At 40.0% G+C, this 22,515-nt stretch carries 14 protein-coding genes and 4 pseudogenes; 12 read left to right on the forward strand and 6 right to left on the reverse strand.

The genetic code is table 11. From position 1 onward, the window contains the following. Nucleotides 1–402 precede the first annotated feature (402 nt). Nucleotides 403–765 carry a hypothetical protein gene (locus MMO38_RS03245; protein WP_005196406.1) on the reverse strand — a complete coding sequence of 121 codons (363 nt, stop codon included), beginning with the start codon at nt 763–765 and terminating at the stop codon, nt 403–405. Between the two features lie 164 nt (nt 766–929). Next, nucleotides 930–1,175 (reverse strand): annotated as a pseudogene (locus MMO38_RS03250) (LysR substrate-binding domain-containing protein); the annotation flags it as partial. On the opposite strand from MMO38_RS03250, the pseudogene MMO38_RS03255 reads away from it, so the two are divergent. Continuing rightward, nucleotides 1,165–1,248, forward strand: a pseudogene (locus tag MMO38_RS03255) (EamA-like transporter family protein); the annotation flags it as partial. The pseudogenes MMO38_RS03250 and MMO38_RS03255 overlap by 11 nt on opposite strands. Before the next feature lie 77 nt (nt 1,249–1,325). On the opposite strand, the gene MMO38_RS03260 reads toward MMO38_RS03255, so the two are convergent. After that, nucleotides 1,326–2,375, reverse strand: a complete 1,050-nt coding sequence (locus tag MMO38_RS03260; protein WP_005196407.1) for an AraC family transcriptional regulator — start codon at nt 2,373–2,375, stop codon at nt 1,326–1,328. Nucleotides 2,376–2,485: 110 nt separating this feature from the next. Between MMO38_RS03260 and MMO38_RS03265 the strand changes: the two genes are divergently transcribed. Genes MMO38_RS03265 through MMO38_RS03285 form a run of 5 tightly spaced genes read left to right on the forward strand, consistent with a single transcriptional unit; the run spans nt 2,486 to nt 7,077 of the window. Further along, the gene (locus MMO38_RS03265; RefSeq protein WP_034595003.1) at nt 2,486–3,289 is read left to right on the forward strand and encodes an SDR family oxidoreductase; all 804 of its coding nucleotides are present in this window, start codon (nt 2,486–2,488) and stop codon (nt 3,287–3,289) included. Continuing rightward, on the forward strand, nt 3,286–4,032 hold the full coding sequence (locus tag MMO38_RS03270) for an acetoacetate decarboxylase family protein (RefSeq protein ID WP_241322527.1): 747 nt from the start codon (nt 3,286–3,288) through the stop codon (nt 4,030–4,032). The genes MMO38_RS03265 and MMO38_RS03270 overlap by 4 nt, the downstream gene beginning before the upstream one ends. A gap of 13 nt (nt 4,033–4,045) precedes the next feature. Then, complete coding sequence (locus MMO38_RS03275; RefSeq protein ID WP_241322528.1) at nt 4,046–4,909, forward strand: metal-dependent hydrolase; 864 nt, start codon at nt 4,046–4,048, stop codon at nt 4,907–4,909. A gap of 33 nt (nt 4,910–4,942) precedes the next feature. Further along, nucleotides 4,943–6,175 carry an NADH:flavin oxidoreductase/NADH oxidase family protein gene (locus tag MMO38_RS03280; RefSeq protein ID WP_241322529.1) on the forward strand — a complete coding sequence of 411 codons (1,233 nt, stop codon included), beginning with the start codon at nt 4,943–4,945 and terminating at the stop codon, nt 6,173–6,175. Nucleotides 6,176–6,207: 32 nt separating this feature from the next. Beyond that, nucleotides 6,208–7,077 (forward strand): metal-dependent hydrolase, encoded by an 870-nt coding sequence (locus MMO38_RS03285; RefSeq protein ID WP_241322530.1) that lies wholly within the window; start codon nt 6,208–6,210, stop codon nt 7,075–7,077. A gap of 410 nt (nt 7,078–7,487) precedes the next feature. Here MMO38_RS03285 and MMO38_RS03290 read toward each other — a convergent pair. Then, nucleotides 7,488–7,682: pseudogene (locus MMO38_RS03290) on the reverse strand (substrate-binding domain-containing protein); the annotation flags it as partial. On the opposite strand from MMO38_RS03290, the pseudogene MMO38_RS03295 reads away from it, so the two are divergent. Next, a pseudogene (locus MMO38_RS03295) lies at nt 7,680–7,910 on the forward strand (tripartite tricarboxylate transporter permease); the annotation flags it as partial. The pseudogenes MMO38_RS03290 and MMO38_RS03295 sit on opposite strands and share 3 nt — an antisense overlap. A gap of 455 nt (nt 7,911–8,365) precedes the next feature. Continuing rightward, complete coding sequence (locus MMO38_RS03300) at nt 8,366–10,693, forward strand: TonB-dependent hemoglobin/transferrin/lactoferrin family receptor (RefSeq protein ID WP_241322531.1); 2,328 nt, start codon at nt 8,366–8,368, stop codon at nt 10,691–10,693. Nucleotides 10,694–10,827: 134 nt separating this feature from the next. Here MMO38_RS03300 and MMO38_RS03305 read toward each other — a convergent pair whose 3' ends face one another. Together MMO38_RS03305 and MMO38_RS03310 are read right to left on the reverse strand one after the other, a co-directional pair. Next, nucleotides 10,828–12,156, reverse strand: a complete 1,329-nt coding sequence (locus MMO38_RS03305) for a basic amino acid/polyamine antiporter (protein WP_241322532.1) — start codon at nt 12,154–12,156, stop codon at nt 10,828–10,830. Nucleotides 12,157–12,165: 9 nt separating this feature from the next. Further along, on the reverse strand, nt 12,166–13,044 hold the full coding sequence (locus MMO38_RS03310) for a homocysteine S-methyltransferase family protein (RefSeq protein ID WP_241322533.1): 879 nt from the start codon (nt 13,042–13,044) through the stop codon (nt 12,166–12,168). A gap of 289 nt (nt 13,045–13,333) precedes the next feature. On the opposite strand from MMO38_RS03310, the gene MMO38_RS03315 reads away from it, so the two are divergent. From MMO38_RS03315 to MMO38_RS03330, 4 genes are all read left to right on the forward strand, one after another. Next, complete coding sequence (locus tag MMO38_RS03315) at nt 13,334–16,531, forward strand: type VI secretion system Vgr family protein (RefSeq protein WP_241322534.1); 3,198 nt, start codon at nt 13,334–13,336, stop codon at nt 16,529–16,531. A gap of 72 nt (nt 16,532–16,603) precedes the next feature. Then, a complete protein-coding gene (locus MMO38_RS03320) occupies nt 16,604–21,520 on the forward strand; it encodes an RHS repeat-associated core domain-containing protein (RefSeq protein WP_241322535.1) in 4,917 nt (1,638 codons plus the stop codon). 9 nt (nt 21,521–21,529) lie between these two features. Further along, nucleotides 21,530–21,796 carry a hypothetical protein gene (locus tag MMO38_RS03325; RefSeq protein ID WP_241322536.1) on the forward strand — a complete coding sequence of 89 codons (267 nt, stop codon included), beginning with the start codon at nt 21,530–21,532 and terminating at the stop codon, nt 21,794–21,796. A 276-nt stretch (nt 21,797–22,072) separates the two neighbouring features. Further along, the gene (locus tag MMO38_RS03330) at nt 22,073–22,387 is read left to right on the forward strand and encodes a hypothetical protein (protein WP_241322537.1); all 315 of its coding nucleotides are present in this window, start codon (nt 22,073–22,075) and stop codon (nt 22,385–22,387) included. Nucleotides 22,388–22,515 lie beyond the last annotated feature (128 nt).

The following is a 22,515-nucleotide window of genomic DNA, read 5'->3' on the forward strand; positions in this document are numbered from 1 at the left end:
ATAATAAAAATAATAAATATTTGAAAAATATATGTTTATAATATTATCTTGGATTGCTTAGGACTACTGTTAGACGGACACCGCTTCCGCCAAATATCTAAATAAGCCCTTGTTTTTACAAGGGCTTATTTTTTATTCAATATTGTGCCCCATAAAAGCCCCCATAAAATTCTGGATTGGATAAAATAAGAATTAAATGGGAAGACCGCATTAGAAAGTTTTAAATGTGATTGGTCATTGTAAGCCCATTATATTGCAAAATATTTTTACGATTGATGGGCATTTTGTGAGTCAATAATACAAGTGTAGATTATGAGGGGCGTGGAACTTCATTAAAAATATCATAGGAGGGTGGGTTGTTCGTTAATCAACTGATTTTTCTGCTTAATTCCAATCGATGCTCTATTCGTTCTTTTCTTTAAAACGGTACTTGCATTTCAGGCAGAGATAATCCTGAAAAATATTCTTATCAATAATCACCCCAGCTTTTTTTCCGAAAATATTGCCCACCCAGCCACCTGTAATGCCTACACTAATCGCTCCAACAAATGTTCCAACAGTACCACCGACAATCACACCTAAAGGACCTGCCACCGTACCAATGGCTGCCCCAACAGAAGCACCTGTTGCAGCACCCCCGACTGTGCCTGCTGTAGTTCCAGCCGCGGTCATTAAAACACCACCAGTTGTTCTCAGCAATTTATCATGATCACGCTTTTCAACTTCTGTGGAACCACATTTAGGGCATTGTATTAATTTGTCCATAAAATTATCCTGTGTTGCTTTATTAAATGACGCAGTGGGTTGGGCTACATCAGAAGAATGAATAAATCACCATACTTATAGTCAGTAGATTTTTGAATGATGCATATCTACCAGTCGCGTCTTTGTTTTGATTTTAGCTGAACATTGACACAAATCTTTATAGATCATGTAAATACTTGTACTTTGAGTAACTCGGCTATCCAGTCTGAAAATACGCGTACCGCTGGTGTAAGAAAACGCTGATGTGGGTAAAGTAAAGTCACTAAAACAGGCGATGGGCACCAGTCTTGTAATACCGCGATGAGTCTCTTTTCTTTCAGGTGTTTCGATACAATTCGTTCCGCAAGTTGCGCTATTCCGTATCCCTCAAGACACATTTTTATATAAAGTTCAGTCTCATTGACGGCTAACGCTATCTATTACTTCATGGCCTTTGGCGCGGGGTTAGGGATTACTCTACAGACTACGCTAAATGGGCAGATCATTTGCAAGCTTTGGTTCATAAATAAATTGGGATTTATCGAATTATAAGGTACTTACTAAATTGCTAACGATTCAACTTAATTGATGTGCTTACGGAATTGAATAGGGGTTACTCCACTCCATTTCTTAAATGCTCGTGCAAAATTAGCAGGCTGGATATATCCTAAATAAATCGCAATTTCTTGTATTTCCATATCACTACTCAATAAAAGTCTCGCTGCTTCTTGATATTTTACTTCATCTAATAAACTAAGATATGAGACGCCAACTTCGTTGAGATGTCTTCTTAATGTTCGGTTAGACATGTGCAAACGTTGGGCAATTATATCTAAAGATGGATAGCCTTTATGAGGCGTCAGTACTAATTCTGTCTTGACTCGTAAACCAATATCTTTGATTTGTGCTGAAAAGCGGATTTGCTCAGCTTCACATTGAACTAATGCTGATTGGAATGCGGTTTGATCTGCCATTTTTGTAGGCAAATCAATAATCGAAGAAGAATAACAAATTTGATTTTTTTCTTGGTTAAAAAGAATCTTGGGTAATCGTTGTAAGAAATATTGATGATAAGGTGGTTCAGACCAGTCCACTCGAAGTTCCACATCTGATAAATCATGTTTGGCTAATGCTTGAGCAGTTTGAATAACACCAATCATTAAGCATTCATAAAAAAAACGTCTCAATATTTCAGCTTGTTCAGGTTGTTGGCTAATAACAGGATGTGTTTGTTTTATTTCAATAATCGATTTTTTATTTTCTTCATAAAAATTAATTTTATAGTCTTTTAATCGCATATTAAAAAACTGCGTTGCCAGTTCTAGGGCATTGCGCAATGACGGACTACTCATTAATGCATATCCCATCGGACCATGCGCGGTCAGTCTAAGCTTTAATCCATATTCATATCCCAATCCAATATCTTGAGCTAGCGTCAAACTCACCCAAGCTAGCTTTGACCATTGAATAGGTGTGATGCGAGCATCTAATTGATTGAGCAGTGCTAAAGGTATTTTACTTTGATGCAAAATCTCGGATGCTGAAAACCCTTTTTCGACCATGATCTCTAGCAATAAATGGGCATAGGAAATAGGAATACTGGCTTTTGATAATCCATAGGGATCTTTCATTTCTATTTTTATATTGGCCGAAAATGATTGGTAGTATGTCTGAACTTCGTCTCACGCTCAAGTTTTATATCGTTGATACTCTGATCATTCTGTTGATTTGAGTATTGATGATGAGCTTACCTCGTCCGTTAAAAGATGCCCCTGTGGTTATTACAGGTGCTTCATCTGGTATAGGTGAAGAACTTACCAAACAATTCGCGGCACGTGGTTATTCGTTGATTTTGGTTGCGAGACGAGTTGATAAATTAGAGATTCTAGCTGCGACTTTGCGCCAAAAATATCAAGTTGAAGTGAATTTACGCCCATGTGATCTTGCTGATCGTGATGCAAGAGCACAATTCCGAAAAGAATTAGAAAAGATAGATGTTTCCATCTTATGTAATAACGCTGGCTTTGCCACCTTTGGTCGATTGCATGAATTGGATGCTGATCGAGAGCGTGAAGAAACAGAAGTGAATGTGGTTGCGGTGCAAGATCTGACTTTAGCTGTTTTACCAAAGATGATTCAACGTAAAAGTGGCGCAATCTTAATTGTGGGATCTACTTCTGGTCACCAACCTACACCTGCAAATGCAACCTATGCAGCGACAAAGGCCTTTGCAAACTCATTTGCTGAATCTTTACATAGCGAGCTAAATGGAACTGGTGTGACTTGTACCTTATTAGCACCGGGTCCAACTATCACAGAATTTAATGAAGTGGCAGGCATCTCAAAAATCGATGGTATGGGCGGCAGCTTGGTGTGGGTGACGGCAAAGCGTGTTGCCACAGAAGCGATTCGAGGGATGGAATGTAATCGGCGAATTGTAATTCCGGGATTGGTCGCACAAGCACAAACGCTGGGAGGTAGATATACACCACGCATCATTTTATTACCGATTTTAAAACAGGTCTTTTTGAGGCTAAAAGCATGAGACAGTTGATTCATGATTTGAGTACACCGATTGGTTTGGCGAACCTCGGAAATAAGCTGTATCGCAACGCCCAATACTTAACCGCGGTACTGGAAGTCGATGAAAAGAAAATGGCACGTTGGTTGCCAGCAGGTATGAAATTAGCAAAACCAGCTAGAGCTGATTTGTTCTGTGCTTATTTCCCAGAGAATGTGTATACGGGTGCTTACCATGAAGCAGGTTTATTCGTACATATTCAGGTAGGTAATAGAACAGGTATCTTTTGTCCTTGGATGATTTTAGACGATGACCGCGCCATGATTATAGGTCGAGAGCTATTGGGTTATCCGAAAAAAATGGGGGAAATCAGTTGGGATAATGATGGCACCCGTATTCTCTCTCACGCTTCACGTCGTGGGACCATGCTCATTGAAATGAATGCAAAACTGGGAGGTGTCATCGCTGATGCGCCGTATATTTTAGGTTTGCCGCATCGTAATATCACCGGTGGTTTAGGTTTGGCATTACCTAGAGAAGTTCGGTTCACACCTAAAGAACATCCGATTGAAGTCCGTCAAGTCGAGATGGAGTTACGCTTTACAGGTACAGAGCATGACCCGTTGCATGAAATGGGTTTAGGTGAGGTCGTAGAGGCACGGATACATCGTTGCGATTTATCTGGTGGTTTGATTCCACCCATACAAATTCCACGTTTTAGAACACCACTTTTTCTGATGCGTCAGTTTAATCCACGTGTCTTATAGGGGAGTATGAGCGATGCTTACAAACGATATAATTTCTAAAGATGTAAAGCTAAGCCCTCAACAGATTTCTGCAAGCATTGATTTTCCTGTACGGAGTTTGAATTTAAGCTTCTCCGATGAAATTCCTGAGTTTTGGTTTGCAAATAATGCTTTTTTAACAAGCTTTTTAGCTGCTTTATCTAGTGCTTTTCCAGATGGAGAACGGCAATTTATCCATAGTGTCCGTAATTATCAATCGCAGATTGATGATCCAGTGCTATTAAAGCAGGTCAGGGCATTTATCGGTCAGGAAGCCCATCATGGTAAGGAGCATGATCAGTTAAATGATTTAATGCGAAAACGAGGTTATCCGATTGATCGAATTTATAAGCGTTTTAAGAAAATGAATAAGATGATGCAACAGACTTTTAGTCCAGCACATCAATTAGCTTCTACCGTTTGTATGGAACACCTCACGGCGATTATGGCTGATTACTTCATCAGTAAAAATACCCAAGATTTGGATAAATTCGATATTGGTTTACGCAAAATCTGGGCATGGCATGCCATTGAAGAAACTGAGCACAAAGCAGTGGCTTTTGACGTTTATCAATCATTAGTGAATCGTCCGTATTTTTTAAGATTAGTGATGCTAGAAACCACATTATTCTTTGTGTTCATCACAAGTAGAGGCACGCTTGAGTTATTAAAGCATTCTGGACAACGCAAAAACTTGAAAAATTGGAATGAGGGTTTACGTTTTTTATTTGGACGAAATGGACTTGTACGTCAAATCAGCCAAGATTATTTCGATTTTTTTGCACTCGACTTCCATCCATGGCAACACGATAACCGAGTGACGGCAGAACAGTTAAAACGTAAATATCAAATTATTTAATTCCAACCATAATTTAATAAATAGGTCTATTCGATGAAACAATCACAAACGAAACAGTTAAGCCCTTTGCAACAACCACTTAAATTGGCTTGCGGGATCAGCATTCCAAACCGAATCGTAAAATCAGCGATGAGTGAACAGTTGGCAGATCGACATGGCTCGCCAACTACTGATTTACAACAACTTTATGCTGCATGGGCGAGAGGCGGTACAGGGCTTTTAATCACTGGCAATGTGATGATTGATCACCGTGCCTTTGTTGAACCCAGAAATGTTGTCCTCGAAGATGAAAAATTCTTACAGGCAAATAGATTGTGGGCGCAAGCTGCACAGGCGAATGGCAGTAAGATTATGATGCAAATTAACCATCCTGGTCGTGTTGCGGTTTTACCTTTGTTAAAAAAGCCAATCGCACCCTCAGCAGTTGGCTTAGATTTGCCTATGATGAGTGTGATTCGTATGCCACGTGCGATGAGTGAGTCTGAGATTTTGGAGCAGATTCAACGTTTTGCCAATACGGCTGCATTGGCTATAAAAGCGGGTTTTGACGGCGTGCAAATCCATGCCGCACATGGGTATTTGTTATCACAATTTCTATCACCTTTATCCAACATTCGTACCGATCAATGGGGGGGAAATCCTGAAAATCGACGACGCATGTTAATAGAAACGGTTAGAGCTGTACGCCAAGAGATTGGTAAAAATAAAATCTTGAGCGTCAAATTAAACTCTGCTGATTTTCAAAAGGGTGGTTTGAGTCAAGAAGAGTCAATAAAAATTGCTTTAGCTCTGGAAGCTGAGGGCATCGATCTATTAGAGATTTCAGGTGGTAATTATGAATCCCCTGCGCAGTTAGGCTATGCGTCTGATCGATCTGTACAGCGTGATGCATATTTTCTTGATTACGCTACTGAACTTCGCAAACAAAGTAAATTACTAATCATGCTGACAGGCGGACTGCGAGATGCTGATTTTATGAATCGTATTGTGGCTGATGGAACAGTAGATTTAATTGGTTTGGCGCGGCCATTTGCTTTGCAACCTGATTTAGCCAAACAACTATTGGCAGGAAAGTCTGTAAAAGAATCCGCGACTATTCCTCATCTTGGCTATAAACCAGTAGATGCTTATCTGCAACTGGCTTGGCATTCCGCGCAGTTCCGTAGAATTAGTGGCGGTCAGCAACCTAGGGCCATTAAAGGATTAATTAAAACACTGATCGCATTTGGTCCACGTATGGGGTTTAACATTTTGACACAGGGTTAGTAGTCAGCCTTTATTATATAAAGAGTTTTATCATGAATAGTTTATTCAAAGAGAATCATACCATTGTTCCTCGACGTCCAATATTTGATTTTGCTCAAACACCCAACCACTGGATTTATGATGATCCAATAGTTTCACAAATATTAAATTCACTTAATCCGATTACACCAGCATCAGAGCGTTGGTTCTGTCAGACATTTAGAGATGCGCTCCCATTTATTCAAGATGAACAATTAAAAGAGGCCGCAATTGCGTTTATTAAACAAGAGGGTGCTCATAGTTATGGGCATACTCTCGGGACTCGACATATAGAGGCTTTAGGTATTGATTTACGTGGTTATACCACGATGATGGATTGGATATTTAATGACATGATTGGCCCAAAACCATTAGGCTATGAATTGAAGCACCCACGCTTAAAATCAACTTGGTTAGCTACCCGCTTAGCAATGGTGGCCGCTGCTGAACATTTAACGGGTGTGTTAGGGCATTGGGTTCTAAATGCAGAAGGGCTACAAGAAGCACCTGTAGATGTGCAAATGCTACGTCTATTGCAATGGCATGGTGCTGAAGAAGTTGAACATCGTGAAGTGGCAGATGCCATGTTTAGACACTTAAGCAATAACATTGTGTTGCGAACAGGTACGGCTGTTTTTACTTTCCCTTTATTTATCTTATTGGCCTATGTAGCTGTGGAAACTTTGGTCGCAAAAGATCCCCAATTACCGCATCGCTTTCGATTCAAAGATTATTTCCGTGCAGCAAGGCAAGATCGTGTGCCTAGAGTGGAGTATGTATTACGAGCCTGTTTACGCTATTTCAATCCTAAGCATAGCCCCTTACATGAAGGTTCAACGGAACAGGCATTGGCATATTTAAATCTAATGCCACAGTTCAAATGATTTTTTAGGAAAACTGTAATATGAATCCAATATCACAAGCTAAACATGAAAAACTGGATATTTCTTGTCTTGATCATTTCTATAAAGCTAGCTTATCCACTCACCATCTAACACGATTAAATAAGGAGCTGGGAGTAACTTTTTGAATTTACTGGGTCAGGATATTGTGAACCTCATAAAATATATTTGAATTGCTATTCTCACAGACTAACCGATCACTCAAAAAAGTAACAAAAGCAAAATGATTGTCGAGAGGGGAATTGGCACGGCCAATCCATTAAAAGCACCCTGCAAATTAGACGAATGTTGTCTAACTTTGAGGGTGTAGTTCAATCAAAGATGGAGTTTTTTTGTGGGTCAAATAGCTTAGATTCAAAGTACAAAACTACATTGTGTAAGATCAAAAAATCTTATTTGATTTGTTCTAAACCTTGATCATCGATAATTTGAGTTGCTAGGGGAGACTTCACAAATTGGATTAACTCCTTTGCTAATTCCTTATGGTTAGAATTTTTTCCCATACCTGCTGAGAATATAGTTACTTTTTGAAAAGGGGCTGGAATAGGTCCAACTAACTCGACTTGCCCATATTTGCCAGTGAAGGGTATGTATTGAGGAAATTTGATTTTCCATTGGCACCCTTAATTTTAGGTTTTGTTCTCGGTGAATTGATGGAGTCAAATCTACGCCGTGCGCTTTCTATTTCCCATGGTGAATTGAGTATTCTGTGGGATAGTAATATAAGTATAGGATTATGGGTGATGTCTGGACTGCTCTTGATATTACCTTTTGTAAGAAAATACTTATTCATTAAGAAAAATATGCATAAGTAACGTCTTTAAGGTCAGGATTCCTGACCTTTTTTCATTCTGTGATGTAACGTTAATTTTGGGCTTATTACTTGATGGTATTACTAAAGGCTTATTCGGCAAAAATAACTCTCAAATGAATAATCCTGTATCTAAAATCTAACGTACATTCAATTGGCAAGTGCATCATAGAAAACATTTTGAACGTCTGGTCAAAAAATTTGAGGCATAAAGCCTTTAAAAATCATAATAATCCATTTACAAATACATTAATGTAAATGATAATTAATATCATTAATGCTGTATTGCATTGTTTATTCTAATGTTATGCATTTTTAACCATTCTCAGACGGTCTTTGCTTTAAGAAATAGTGATTCGATAACGTACTTCAAATAAGTTATTGATTTCAATTTTTCTAGCTTAGAGGTCAGTTGTGTTTAGAACAACTTATGTTCTTGATTAAATTTAGTGAACCTATATGTCCAAATCTCCCAACACTCATACACTTGTCCAACCACATGCATTGGCTATCGCAATTGTTTTATCAATGGGGCTCATGTCTCAGACTTACGCAGAAAGCTCAAAGCCTCCGATAGAGACTGAAGATAAACGTGTAGCGAATGTGAATGCTCAGAATCAAATTTATCAGATGACTCCGATTGTTGTACAAGCTGAAAAAGAAGATACCATTCAGTTTGGGCAAAGTGTTTTAAACCAAAAAGCGATTGATCGTTATCAAGCCAATAATGTTGCGCAATTATTGGATAACATGCCAAGTGTTGGTTCTGCAGGTTCACCAAGACCAGGTGGTCAAACGATCAATATCCTTGGGATGGGTGGCGTTGAGGATGTGCCGATTAGCTTGGATGATTCGATTAAAAGTTTTGATAAATATCGTCAAGGTTCGGTTTTTATTGAACCAGAAATTTTAAAGAAAATTACTGTAGATAAAGGTCCACATAATGTTGAAGTAGGAAATGGTGGCTTCGGCGGTAAAGTCACTTTAGAAACCAAAGACGCCACCGATTTGCTTATTAGTGATAACAATGTTGGTGCTTTTTTAAAGTATTCACGCTTCTCAAATAATGCACAAAATACCTATACTGGGGCAGTTTATGGTCAGACTGAAAATGGTCTGGCTGATGGGATGTTGTACTATACCAATCGAGATAGTGGGGATGTGAAACGCCCAGACGGCAGCAAATTTCTATACTCTGCACAAGAGCAAAATACCTATTTAGCTAAGCTTAATTTTCATCCTACAGACAGCCAAAAAATTACGCTAAATGCGATGCAAAGTGGTCATAAAGGTTGGGAACCATTTGCGGCCATGCGTGATCAAGACGCTGTACCAACTGAGGCAGATATTAAAAAATATGGTTATGAGGAAGCTTGGAAACGCCGTCTGGTTTATCGTGATCAGAACGATACCAGCTATTCGATTGGCTATGAACTCAATCCAGAATCAAATCCATATCTAAATTTGAAAGCCGTTGCATCCTATTCCAAGACGGATCAACACGACCAAAGATTACCTAGTGTTAATGCTTCTGCAGCATTATTGGGTAATGAAAGTTGGGTGAAGTATACCAATACTGCATTTAAGCTCAGTAACATTAGCAATATTGAAACCCAATACGGTACGCATAAATTAAAAGTGGGTACGCAATATCAAAAAATGGAACAGAACTCACTTCTTTACGATAAGAATAATTCAAATAAACCTGATTATAACTTTGGCTATTATGAGCCGAACTATATGCCATCAGGGCATCAGCAGATGTTGAGTGCATTTGTAGAAGACCAGTATCAAATCAACGATTTCACGATTACTCCTTCGATTCGCTACGATCATATTACCAATACAGGCACTCAAAACCGCGCACCACGTTTTAATGATCCAAGTGCAGGGCATGATTATTCTAGTAAAACCTATACAGGTTGGTCGCCAAGATTAGCATTGGCATGGAAGCAGGCGGATTATCTGACGTGGTTTGCCAATATCAGTAAAACATGGCGTGCCCCACGTGTAGACGAACAATATTATGTGCAATCAGCAATGACTTCGGTGCCATCAACCAGTCGTTATTTATTGCCAGAAAAAATGCTTGCGATCCGTTTAGGAAGTGAAATGAACTTTGATGATGTCTTTGCGACAGATGATCATCTACAAGTTCGTCTGACTTATCACCGTAATCGCGGTGGCGATGAAATCTTCCGTAACCGATCGACTTTCTGTAAAGCACAAGCAGAAAACAATGCCAATGGTGGCAATGGCAGCATCAATGATTGTAATGGAAAGTATCATCATGGCTTCTATCGCAATGTCACAGACTATACGATCAAAGCGTATGAGGCGGAGATTTTCTATAATCAGCCGACTTGGTTTACAGGTTTAACCTATTCATATATTCGGGGACAACGTGATAATTCTCCCGTGAACCCATGGTTTGATCAAAAAACATGGATGACAGACATCCCGCCGAAGAAAGCAACAGCAACCTTAGGTGTCAATGTTCCAGAGCATCACCTAACGATGGGCTGGCGAGGGATATTTGTGGCTGCACAAGATCGCAGTCTTTCCGATAATGATAAGTCGATTGCCGCATCCTCATTTTCTTTACCAAAAACCAAAGGGTATTCACTGCATGGTGTTTACATCGACTGGCAGCCTGTAGGCGAAAAAGGACCAGCCTTAAATCTTTCGATAGATAACTTATTTGATCGAGAGTACAAGATGTATTTGGGGGAGTATATGACGGGTACAGGGCGAGATTATAAACTCAGTATTTCTCAAAAATTCTAAGTTTGGTTAAGTGCTAAATTAGAGCTGAATTTCTTTTAAAAAGTTATAAAACCCCTTGTTTAAAAGGGGTTTTATTTGTTTTCTACCGCCGCTTTATTAAATGAAAAAGATCCTTATCGAATTGAAAATCAACGTTATAACTTGTTGTAGCTCGCTCTTTTATTTGCATATCTGCTATAAAAGAAGATAAACAAACCCACTAAATACAAGCAGCCTGAAAGTAGTAGTAGTGAGATTCCTGCGGCATAAAGTAACCAAGAGGCGTATAGCACAGCAATGAGTGCGATCCAAATATGCTTAGACCGCTTATTTCTCAATGATTCTTTTAAGTAAAATGCGGAAACGAGAAAGTAAGGTAATAAAATCATCACTGATGAAATTAATAATAATTGCATGTAGTTTTTGTCAAAAAAGCATACCGCGATCAGTGAAATCTGAACCACAATCGAGGTTAACCACAATGATGCGATAGGGACATTGTTTCGGTTAGTCTTAAGGAAAAACTGGGGGAATGCTTTATTTTTCGCAGCGAGGAAAGGAATCTCAGTGGCAAAAAGTGTCCAGCTTAAATAAGAAGAACATACTGAAATAATCAAGCCTAAAGTAATAATGATCGTTCCTGGCAAGCCAATCAACTGTTCTAAAATGGTTGCCATGGATGGGTTATGCATATCGGCTAATTCTGCGCGGTTGGCTACACCATAGGAAAGCACAGTGACCAAAACGTAGAAACTTAATGCCAGTAATACACCCAGTATCGTAGCGCGACCAATGTCATTTCGATTTTTGGCGCGGGATGACAAAACTACAGCACCTTCAATGCCTGTAAATACCCAAAGTGTAATCAGCATCAGGTTTCTTACTTGTTCCCACACGGGCATTTGTAATGAAAAATCAAAATAATTGAGCTTAAAAAGTTCAAGTTTGAAGGCAATAAGAGTAAAAATGATGAAGATCACAATCGGAATGATTTTGGCGATGGTCGCAATTAAATTGACCAGTGAAGCCTCTTTAATGCCTTGGCTTACTAACCAATGTACCATCCAAACAAAAATTGAAGAGCCAATCAGCGCATAAAGGGTGTTTCCTTCACCAAAATAGATATGGTCTGGGCGGTCTGTAAACATACCCACGGCAGAGAACGCAATTACCACATATCCAACAATACCGATGGTGGTACACAGCCAGTAACCCCATGCGGAACAGAAGCCGATAAGTTCACCGAACCCTTCACGTGCATAATTATAGATACCGCCATCTAGGTCTGGTCGCTGTCGTGTTAAATATAAAAATGCAAAGGCGAGAAAAAGAATTCCTACGCCCGTAATGAGCCAAGCCATTAATAAAGCTTCGCCATTGGCGACAAAGGCCATATTTTGAGGAAGGCTAAAGACTCCAGAACCGACCATTGAACTAAAAACAAGAGCGGTTAACGAAAGTAGGCCAATTTTAGAGGTAGACATAAGGGAGGTTTACTGCTTAAAAAATTTGGAGAGTGCTGCAATGTGTTCTGGGCCTATTCCACAACAGCCGCCAATGAGGGTTGCACCTGCATCTTTCCACGCTTGGGCAAATTTTAGATAAACATCAGGATTTAAGTCAGCACGTACCTCATCTAAACCATCATTGGCAGTCGCTTCACTGCTTTGTGGTGGAAAAGCGTTGGCATAAGCACCAATTTGTACATGCTCAGGCAGAAGTTTTTTGATTTCTAAGATGGCTTGTAAAATAACTTCGGGTTGGCAGCAGTTAAACAGCACGGCATCTGCATTTAATCGCTTGAGTAGTTCTGCGACTTGTTCAATGTTTTCACCAGAACGCAAAAGCGGCTTTTGTTGTTGGATTTCATCTTGAAGGGTGAAAGAAACCCAAAATTCTCGATCATCTTTTGGCAATAAAGCATGGACAGTTTCGACTTCGGCAATACATGATTGAGTCTCAGCAAGCCAAAAATCGATATGAGGAGAAAGTGTTTCTATAATAGGCGTTGCTAATCTTTTGGCCTCATCTTGTTTAAATAAATCAGCACGGTAAGATCCAAAAAGTGGTGGCAAACAACCCGCAATTAAAACATCTTTGTCACTTTCTGCGACCGCCAGTTTGGCTTGATTCACTGCGACTTGAACTAGATCTCTAACTTCATTGTCGAATCTATCTTGACCGATATGAAATGGAACGACAGCATAATTATTGGTTGTGATGACTTCGGCACCAGCCCGAATAAAATCTATGTGAACCTCTTTCACGATTTCTGGCGCTTCTGTTAAGGCTAAAGCAGACCACTCAGGCTGGCGAAAAGGTGCTCCTCGGCGTGCAAGTTCTCGACCAAAACCGCCATCTAATATTTTCATAAAGTTAAATCATATTTAATTTTTAAGAGGGCAATTATAATTGAACTAAATAAAGTGTTAAGGGTCAAAAAGACCAAATATTCTTATATCTATATCACGTAAAATTGATAGCTTTTTTGATCTATCTGTTTTTGTTAGATGAATAACTTGAAGAAAAAAACACCAGTGAGAATTATTAGAAAAATAGACGAGGAAACATAATTTGTCACAAATAGACGAAACTGTCTGAGCACAAGCGCAATTTTTTCTGTAAAATGCGCGTCAAGTTTAAAAGAACTCAATAAAAAGTATGCTTAACACGATTCAGTTTGCTTTAGAACAACTTGGCTTAACCGCACAGAAACGCGCGATTCATATTCAATTTGCCAATCAAGCGCTCAACACAGAAGTATTCCTACAAAAAATACAAGGTCAGCATGCCATTAATCAGGGCGTAACTGCGGAACTGATTTGCCTATCAACCAATGCCACCATCCCATTAAAACAATTCATTGGCTCTCAGGTCGCCGTCGATCAAGTCACCGACACCGGCACATTATTTAGAACCACAGGCATCATTACCGAAGCTGTGCAAGGACAAAGTGACGGTTCACTGACCCTATATAAACTCAAACTCCAAGATGCCACTGCACTGTGGCATAAACGCCGTAACAGCCGCGTGTTTATGAATAAAACCGTACTGGATATTGTTCAAACCCTGTTTAAAGAATGGCAACAACGCAGTCCCTTATTCGCATCCAGTCTTACGCTTGATATCAGCGGGGTGACACAAGACTACGACATCCGACCCTTTGTGATGCAAGCCAATGAAAGCGACTACGATTTCATTAGCCGCTTACTCAGAAGCGAAGGCATCAACTGGCTGATCGACGAAGCCCAACTTAACGTTGCAAACAGCAATAGCCCAATCCAAGCCCAAAAACTGCGTTTAATTGACGATAACAACCAATACCAAGCCTTAAATCGAAGAACGATTCGCTACCACCGCAGCAGTGCTACCGAACAATACGACAGCATGACCAGCCTCATTGCTGAACGCTCTTTACAACCGACAGCCGTGCATATCCAACGCTGGCAAGCCGATGCCCTAGAACAAGAAGACGGTGCAGGCAGTGTACAAAGCAGTCATCAACATAGCGGACAACACGACAATGCCAGTCTAGGACTTGAAGATGCATGGCACTTCACCCCAGCGTGGATGCAAGACCTCAAAGGTGAAGATGGCGCAACCGCATCAGGCAACAACCAAATTGAAAAACTTAATCAAAACCTCAGCCACTACCACGATGGCCAAGCCAAACAGTTTATCGCCCATACCACCGTACGTGATAGCCAAGTGGGCTACTGGTTTAAACTGAACGAACACCCAGAAATTGACCAACACAGCGGATCAGACCAAGAATTTCTGATCATTGCTAAAAACTACTACAACCAAAACAACCTACCCAAAGACTTGAATGATCAAATCAGCCAATTAGTTGAACAAAGCCAATGGCAGTATTCAAACAATAGTGAAGAACGCCAAGCCAACCAACTGACGCTACAACGTCGTAACATAAAAACCGTACCCGAATACCAACCACTACAGCACCGCCCAGCAGCCAACCCACAACGTGCCAAAGTGGTTGGGCCATCAGGTGAAGAAATCCATGTCGATGAATGGGGCAGAATCAAAGTCCGATTCCTGTTTACCCGAAATGATGACCACCAACATGATGGTGGTGCAGGCAGCAATGACAACGATACTGATTCAGCATGGGTCGATGTATTAACCCCATGGGCAGGCGAAGGCTATGGTGCACGCTTCCTGCCACGCATTGGCGAAATCGTGGTCATCGACTTCTTTGACGGCAACATCGATCGCCCTTATGTCACAGGACGACTGCACGAAGCACAACGCAGCCCGACTAAATTCGATGACCAAGGACAACTCCCCGACACTAAGAAACTGGCAGGGATCAAATCTAAAGAATACCAAGGCTCAGGTTATAACCAACTACGCTTTGACGACACCACTGGACAGATCAGCGCACAACTACAAAGCAGCCATGCAGCCAGCCAACTCAATCTCGGTAAACTCAGCCATCCCAAATCAGAAGCAGAAAGCGAAGACCGAGGCGAAGGCTTTGAACTACGCACTGACCAATGGGGTGCAGTCCGAGCAGGCGAAGGCTTACTGATCACTACGCATGCACAACAACAAGCCCAAGGCGATCATCTTGAAGCGCAAACAGCCAAACAACAACTGGAAAGCAACCAAAGCAACGCCAAAGCCCTGAGTGAAGTGGCAAATAACCAACAAACCGATGAGCTGGAAGCTTTAGAACAACTCAAAAGCTTTGCAGAAGAGATTCAACAGGATATTGCCAAATTTAACAAAGCTTTATTACTACTCAGCTCGCCAAATGGCATTGGACTCAGTACTGCAGAAGACATACACCTTTCTGCAGACGGACAATTAAATCAATTTGCAGGGGATAGTATTAACCTAACCACGCAAAAGAATTTAATCGCCCAAGCCAGCCAAAAGATCAGCCTATTTGCAGCACAAGGTGGGATTAAACAAGTTGCAGCTAAAGGTAAGTTTGAGCTACAGGCCCAAGATGATGGGGCTGACTTCATTGCCCGTAAAGATATACAAATCATTTCGACTGAAGATGCCATCTATATCACTAGCCCAAAAGAGATTGTGATTACAGCAGGCAGTTCTCAGATCAAGATTAATGGCTCTGGTGTATTTCCGTCCACGGGTGGCAAGTTTGAAGTGAAAGCTGGGCAGCATTTGTTTGCTGCGGGAGCGAGTGCAAGTGCTAATGTTCCTCAGTTACCGAAGGCCAAACCAATGAAAGGGGCATTGGAATTATTGAGAAGCTATGGCGGTGAAAACTTCTTTAAGCAAAATAGTTATAAAGTTATTGATTCACTAGGTAAGCAAATTACAGGCAAGCTTGATGGAAGTGGCTTTGCTCAAGTGACAGGCATTGCACCTGGCCCAGCGAAAGTGATTTTTGATAAAGATGACAGTAGTGCATGGATGCAAAGTAGTGATTTTAGCCGTGATTATACATGGGCTGAGCCTGTTTCTGGCGTTGCAGGATTGATGAAAAATGCTTTGGGTTCATTTGGACAAAATACCATGTTACAGTTAAAAGATAGTCTTCTTTCACTGGACAAAAATAGTTTAAAAGACCTTGGAAAAAACACCGTCAATAATTTAGTTGATCAAACTGTGGGGCAAATCAAAAGCCAAGTGACAGATACAGCTTTTAGTGCGATTTCAAATCAACTTAATTTAAATGTATCTCCCGATCAAATCAGAAGCCTTGGGCAGGTTGTGAAAAACCCAAACCAATCTGTTGAAATGATTAAGGCACAGGGAATGGATTTTTTTAACGATCAAGCCTCAGCAAAACTCACTCAATTCACTAAAGTTGATTCTCCGATTCAATATGGTGTTATGGATACATTTACAAAGCTTAAAAAGTAGATCAGATGAAAAGAAATACTGAGTTTAAGTCAAAGTATTGATGTAATTAAATGAATTAAAGGTTTTATATTAATGGCTACTGAAAAGACACAACAGGCAGAAACAACAAAACAACCCGCTGTTGAACTCGCAGTATTTAACTTAGAAAGTACTCGGGATGTCACTGATTTGCAGGTGATCGCAAATCAAATCCAACTGTATTTACAGGTCTGTGGCAATACCTCGCTCGAACAAGTCAAAAGCAACGCTAATGTACCAACAGTCGCTAATATTTTTGCATTAACAGGTAGTGTTTTAGATTTACTCTTATATGCCACAACTCCGCAGACTGGTGATGCTGATATACAGCGTGGTGCTTTACTCGGGGCAAATTTAATCGGATTGTTTCCTGAACCGAATAATGAAGCACATGCGCGAATGGCGTTACGACCGATGTTTGGCTTAATGGCGGAAAGCTTATATCCTAAAAATGGAAAAATCAAAGAGCCTGATATTAAACGTTTAGGCTTACATCTCAATGCAATGGTGGCAGGGGATTTAGAAACATTTTTAAAAGAAACCCAAGCGAAGTTAAGTGGCTTACTCACCCAAGCCGCGACGATGGGTATGAGTATTTTACAGAGCATGGCTACAGGTATCAATACAGGCGTTGCAGCTCAAGCAGGTGCTTCAGCGGAGAAACGAGATCCCAAGCTTAAATTTAGCAACTGGGCAGTTCCATTGATCGATCTGATTGGGACACCGAGCCAAGCAGATTTAACGCCTAAAATACAACCCAATATCACAAGTCGATTGCAACAAGAAGCAACTCAGGCGATCAATACACTCGCACAAGTGTTACAACAACAAGCCAATGCCAGCCAAAAATATAGCTTGGCGTGGTTGATACAAGAAACTTTGAGTGCGATTAAGGCATTAGAAAATAAAGGCAGCGCCAGTGTACCAATGAATCAAACTGGAGAATATGAGAGACAGACCAAAGGTGATACCTATGAATTTGTGAGCTTACAAGCAGATGCCCTAAATGCCCCACCATGTGAGGGTGAGGATTCGCAATCTAAAAAAAGTATCAGTTATTCAATCGGCACGGAACGCGTTCAACACGCAGATTTTTATTTACCTAAAATCGGTTTTTCCTTTATTCGCCAATACAGCTCACAAATGGGTGAGTTTGATCGAAGCATGATTGGCGCACGTTGGATGATGCCATTTTCCAACATGATTCAACCCAATGCTCAAGGCTATTTATTTATAGACAGTAAAGGGCGGAAACATCAATTCCCTGCTTCAATCTCATTTGAAGCTTATGAACTACCATTTGAAGGAATAACCGTACAACCTCTCGAAGGTGGTGATTTAATACTAAACTTCGGTGGAGAATGGTCTTTTCAATTTCATCAATTTTCGGCTGGTCAGCCTTATCAATTGATTCAACAATTTAATGAAAATACACAAGAAAAAATTGTTTTAAGCTACCTTGTTTTTGATGAAATTGCCTATCTACAAAGCGTTGATTTCCAATTAGAACATGCCCAACACAAATTGAAATTTGCTTTTAATGAGCAAGTTAAAATCATTGCGGTATTTATCGATGAGCAAGTCGAACCTTTAGCGCGTTATCACTACGATACCCAAGGCAACTTGATTAAAGCCATTGACCAAAATGGACATGTCCGTGAATACGAATACAACCATTTCCACCAACTCACACGCTATACAGATCGTACAGGACGTGGGCAAAATATTCGTTATGAATCAACTGAAGTCAAAGCCAAAGCCATCGAAGAATGGGCGGATGATGGCAGTTACCACACCAAACTCAAATGGCATCCACGTTTACGCCAAGTCGCGGTTTACGATGCCTATGATATTCCGACCTATTACTACTTCGATCTGAATGGATTTACCTATCGTACTCGTTTAGCAGATGGACGTGAATCGTGGTACAGCCGTGATAGTCAAAAACGTATTACTCGTCAAATCGATTTTGAAGGACGTGAGACACAACAAGAATACAATGACCGAGATCAACTCATCAAAATCGTACAGCCAAATGGTGGAGTAATTCGCTTTGCATATGATGAGCAAGGCAATTTGGTCGAAACCAAAGATCCAGAAGGTAATATCTGGAAACGAGAGTACGATGCACGTGGCAATATCAGTAAAGAAATAAATCCTTTAGGTCACATTACCCAATATAAATACAACAATGACAATCAATTGATCGAAGTGATTGATGCCAAAGGCGGCAGCAAAAAAATTCAATACAATGAATTAGGGCAAATGACCTCCTATACTGATTGCTCAGGCAAAAGCAGTACTTGGGAATACGATGAGGATGGTTCCCTGACAGCCGAACAAACTGCGAATAATAAGACAGTGCAGTATCTTTACAGCACTCAAGGTCGAGACAAAGGACAACTTCAAAGTATTGTTTATCCTGATGGGCTAAAAGAACACTTCGAACATGATGAAGAAGGACGCTTACTCAAACATATTGATAGCAAAGGTTTAGTGACCGAGTACCAATACAATGCCACGGGATTACTCGAACAACGAATCGATGCTAATCGACATCGCATTGGCTATCAATGGGACAAACAAGGACGCATCCAAAAACTGATCAACCAAAACCAAGCAGAATACCTATTTGACTATAACCAATATGGATACCTAGTTAGAGAGCAAGCCTTTGATGGAGAAGAAAAACACTACAGCTACAATGAAATCGGCAGACTCTTCCAAATCCGTCAACCGAACATTCTGACCCAATTTGATTATTATGCCGATGGACAAATCGCATCGAAAAGCTTTACCCATTTAAATACGGGAAAGAAACAAACAGAACAGTTTGATTACAACCTGAACAGTCAACTGAGCCGAGCCAGTAATGAGGTTAGCCAAATTGATTTTTATCGCAATGCACTTGGGCAATTGGTTAGAGAGCATCAGCACTACAAAATATCAGGGCTTGGTCCACTTACTGCAGTCTTACGTTATGAATATGACGAACTCGGTAATCTGAGTAAAACCATACGCCCAGATGGACAGGAACAAGCCAATTTGAGTTATGGCTCAGGACACGCTTATGCCATTGCCCTAAATAAACAAGACGTGGTTTCATTCCAACGCGATGACTTACATCGAGAAACAACACGCCTATTGGCAAATGGATTGATACAAACTAAACATTATAATGATGTTGGCTTACTAAGTTCACAACTGATTCAGCCTGAACAAGAAACGCAAGACTATTTACAGTACCAAGCGCATCGACATTATCATTACGACCAAAACTACCTACTTAATCAAGTTGAAGATAGTCGCTTGGGTAAGCTTAATTATCAATACGATCCAATCGGACGCTTAATCACAACGCAAAGCGCACATAAAACAGAGAGTTTTAGCTTTGATCCAGCGGGTAATTTGATTGACCCTATATCAGCATCCAGAACAGCACAAATTAAAAATAATCTGGTCAGAAGCTATCAAGGAAAACATTATCACTACGATGCACAAGGCAATGTCATAGAGACTAAACAAGCAGGTAAAACCCTCAAGCTGACATGGGACAACCAAAATCGATTGATTCGCAGTGATCACAATGGTCAAGTCACGGACTACGGTTATGACGTATTTGGGCGGAGACTTTATAAGAAAACGGTAGATGCGCTGACTTTGTTTGGTTGGGATGGTGATTTGATGATTTGGGAATCCCTCAAATCACAACACGACAGTTATACCAAGCACTATATCTATGAACCGAATAGCTTCGTTCCATTGTTACAAGCAGGATATACAGGTTTTATACAACTGATCGAAACCCCTGATTATAGTGAATATCAAAGTAAACCTTATTCAGTTTATAAAGATCCTGTATGGCGCAATGATACCCGTAAAAATCGAGTGGATTTAGAGCAGATCACTTTTTACCACTGTGATCAAGTCGGTACGCCACAGACTATGACCAATGCAAGAGGTGAGTGTGTTTGGGAAATTACCCAAGATACTTGGGGTACTGCATTGGAAATTAAATCTGCTAATCAAGATAATCCGTTTGAGAAGAGTAATCTCAGATTCCAAGGTCAATACTACGATCAAGAAACAGGACTTCACTATAACCGTTACCGTTATTACGAGCCACATAGTGCAAGATATGTAAGTAAAGACCCGATAGGGTTAAATGGAGGAATGAATACTTCTGCTTATGTAAGTGATCCAACTCAATGGGTTGATCCGATGGGGTTGATGTCGGAGAAAAATAGTAAACAACTTACTCAAGCTATAATTGCTCAACGTGCTTTAGATAAAAGAATTGAAAATGATAAGATTAAGAATATGCCGAAGGATTTTCCAGTGGTGGATAATAAACCAAAGAATGCTAGCCCTGGACTGTTAGGAGCATTATTGCCAAATACAATGAGCGGATTAGCTAAAAATCCTGAAACAGCAAGAACTTTACGAACTCAGGGGGCGATTAGAAATAGTAACTTAGGGGCTGTTGCTGTTGCAGGTTATGGGCCTTATGCTGTTGCTGGAGCTAGTACAGCAGGTGGTGCAGTAGCCGCCCCAATTGCAAAGAAAGTTGCGCCTTTCATTGGAACAGGTGCACAATTAGAAGGTGCGGGATTAACTGCTAGTACGGTTGGAAAAGCAGCGGGGACCTCTGCTCTTATAGGTGGTGGTATGGATGCTGGTATACAAGTATATAACTGTAAATGCTTAAAAGATATCAATCTTGTACAAACAGGAGGCGTTGCAGCAGCAAGTGCGGTAGTGAGTGGCTGGGGGGCTGGAACATCAGCTGCGGCAGGTTTTGGTCAAGTTGGGTGGAAGAGTATGGCTGTCAATGCGCCGAATATGGGGCAATTCGTAAAAAATAATGCATCTGGTTTAGTTGTGTTTGCAAATGAGCAAGTCATGGGGCAAGCAGCATCCCGGGTAGTAAAGGCTGCAACAGATGATAAAGAAAAATCAAGTGAAAAATAGGAAAGTTTGATGCTTACAATCTTAGTTGAAATTATTATGAGTGTGTTTATTGCTAACTTTAAAGCGAATGAGCATCCTATTACTAATGTTATAGTGAGAGGTATGCTAATTGCTATAGTAATGTTTTTAATAATGATATTTTCTGACTTTTCAAGTGGTAAAGAAAGTTCAATTGGGTTGGGATTAGCTATTAGTATCGCAGGTGGAGTAATAATCAGTATTGGGATTTTAATAATTGAAATATTTTTTAATTATATAGATAGAAAAAAAAGTTGATGCTTACAATCTTAGTTGAAATTATTATGAGTGTTTTCGTTTATAGCTAACTTCAAGACGAATGAATGTTCTATATGAAATCACGACTAAGATAGCAGAGTGCAATCAAGATCCGAATGATTTTATTGATTTTACTAAGCTTTAAATGTTGGAAAATTCAGGGTGGACTAGTTTGTAGTCTAGAAAATGTTGAGTTTTGTATATATGGGATGAGTATTAATGCAGGCAATGGTGCTACAAAGATAATGTCTGAAAAATAGATTTAAACGATAAATTATGAAAAATGTTTTTTTTACTTTAATTATATTTATGGCTGGATGTAGCCAAAATACTGCCCACAAACCCTATTTAGATAAAGTAAATCAGCAGTTCGTTGATGAAGCTAATATCTTGTTTGATGGGAAGCAAAAAGATATTATGGGTTTTTCATCATATACTGCTAACACGGTTATATACTCAATAGAGGTTGATGATTTTAATTTTAATGAATTATTAGATAGGAAAAATAATTCTTTAAATGAAATGGGGTGGGGATTTTATAAGAAGTATAATGAAAGTTATATATTTTGTGATGGAAAAAAAGGCAACTAGAAATTATTCAACCAAGAGTTTTAGTTAAAAACGCTAAACTAGCAAAGGGGTCTGTTGGGATGCAGTTAGAGGATGAATGGAATGTCTTGTTTTATAAAGCGAACAATACAACATGGTATGAATGCTAT

The sequence above is a fragment of the Acinetobacter sp. NIPH 1852 genome, assembly GCF_022549455.1.
Classification (GTDB): domain Bacteria; phylum Pseudomonadota; class Gammaproteobacteria; order Pseudomonadales; family Moraxellaceae; genus Acinetobacter.

Excerpts from the sequence above, each read along its gene's own strand:
- MMO38_RS03245 (WP_005196406.1), bottom strand. The coding sequence starts at position 765 with ATGGACAAATTAATACAATGCCCTAAATGTGGTTCCACAGAAGTTGAA.
- MMO38_RS03260 (WP_005196407.1), bottom strand. The coding sequence starts at position 2,375 with ATGAAAGATCCCTATGGATTATCAAAAGCCAGTATTCCTATTTCCTAT.
- MMO38_RS03265 (WP_034595003.1), top strand. The coding sequence starts at position 2,486 with ATGAGCTTACCTCGTCCGTTAAAAGATGCCCCTGTGGTTATTACAGGT.
- MMO38_RS03270 (WP_241322527.1), top strand. The coding sequence starts at position 3,286 with ATGAGACAGTTGATTCATGATTTGAGTACACCGATTGGTTTGGCGAAC.
- MMO38_RS03275 (WP_241322528.1), top strand. The coding sequence starts at position 4,046 with ATGCTTACAAACGATATAATTTCTAAAGATGTAAAGCTAAGCCCTCAA.
- MMO38_RS03280 (WP_241322529.1), top strand. The coding sequence starts at position 4,943 with ATGAAACAATCACAAACGAAACAGTTAAGCCCTTTGCAACAACCACTT.
- MMO38_RS03285 (WP_241322530.1), top strand. The coding sequence starts at position 6,208 with ATGAATAGTTTATTCAAAGAGAATCATACCATTGTTCCTCGACGTCCA.
- MMO38_RS03300 (WP_241322531.1), top strand. The coding sequence starts at position 8,366 with ATGTCCAAATCTCCCAACACTCATACACTTGTCCAACCACATGCATTG.
- MMO38_RS03305 (WP_241322532.1), bottom strand. The coding sequence starts at position 12,156 with ATGTCTACCTCTAAAATTGGCCTACTTTCGTTAACCGCTCTTGTTTTT.
- MMO38_RS03310 (WP_241322533.1), bottom strand. The coding sequence starts at position 13,044 with ATGAAAATATTAGATGGCGGTTTTGGTCGAGAACTTGCACGCCGAGGA.
- MMO38_RS03315 (WP_241322534.1), top strand. The coding sequence starts at position 13,334 with ATGCTTAACACGATTCAGTTTGCTTTAGAACAACTTGGCTTAACCGCA.
- MMO38_RS03320 (WP_241322535.1), top strand. The coding sequence starts at position 16,604 with ATGGCTACTGAAAAGACACAACAGGCAGAAACAACAAAACAACCCGCT.
- MMO38_RS03325 (WP_241322536.1), top strand. The coding sequence starts at position 21,530 with ATGCTTACAATCTTAGTTGAAATTATTATGAGTGTGTTTATTGCTAAC.
- MMO38_RS03330 (WP_241322537.1), top strand. The coding sequence starts at position 22,073 with ATGAAAAATGTTTTTTTTACTTTAATTATATTTATGGCTGGATGTAGC.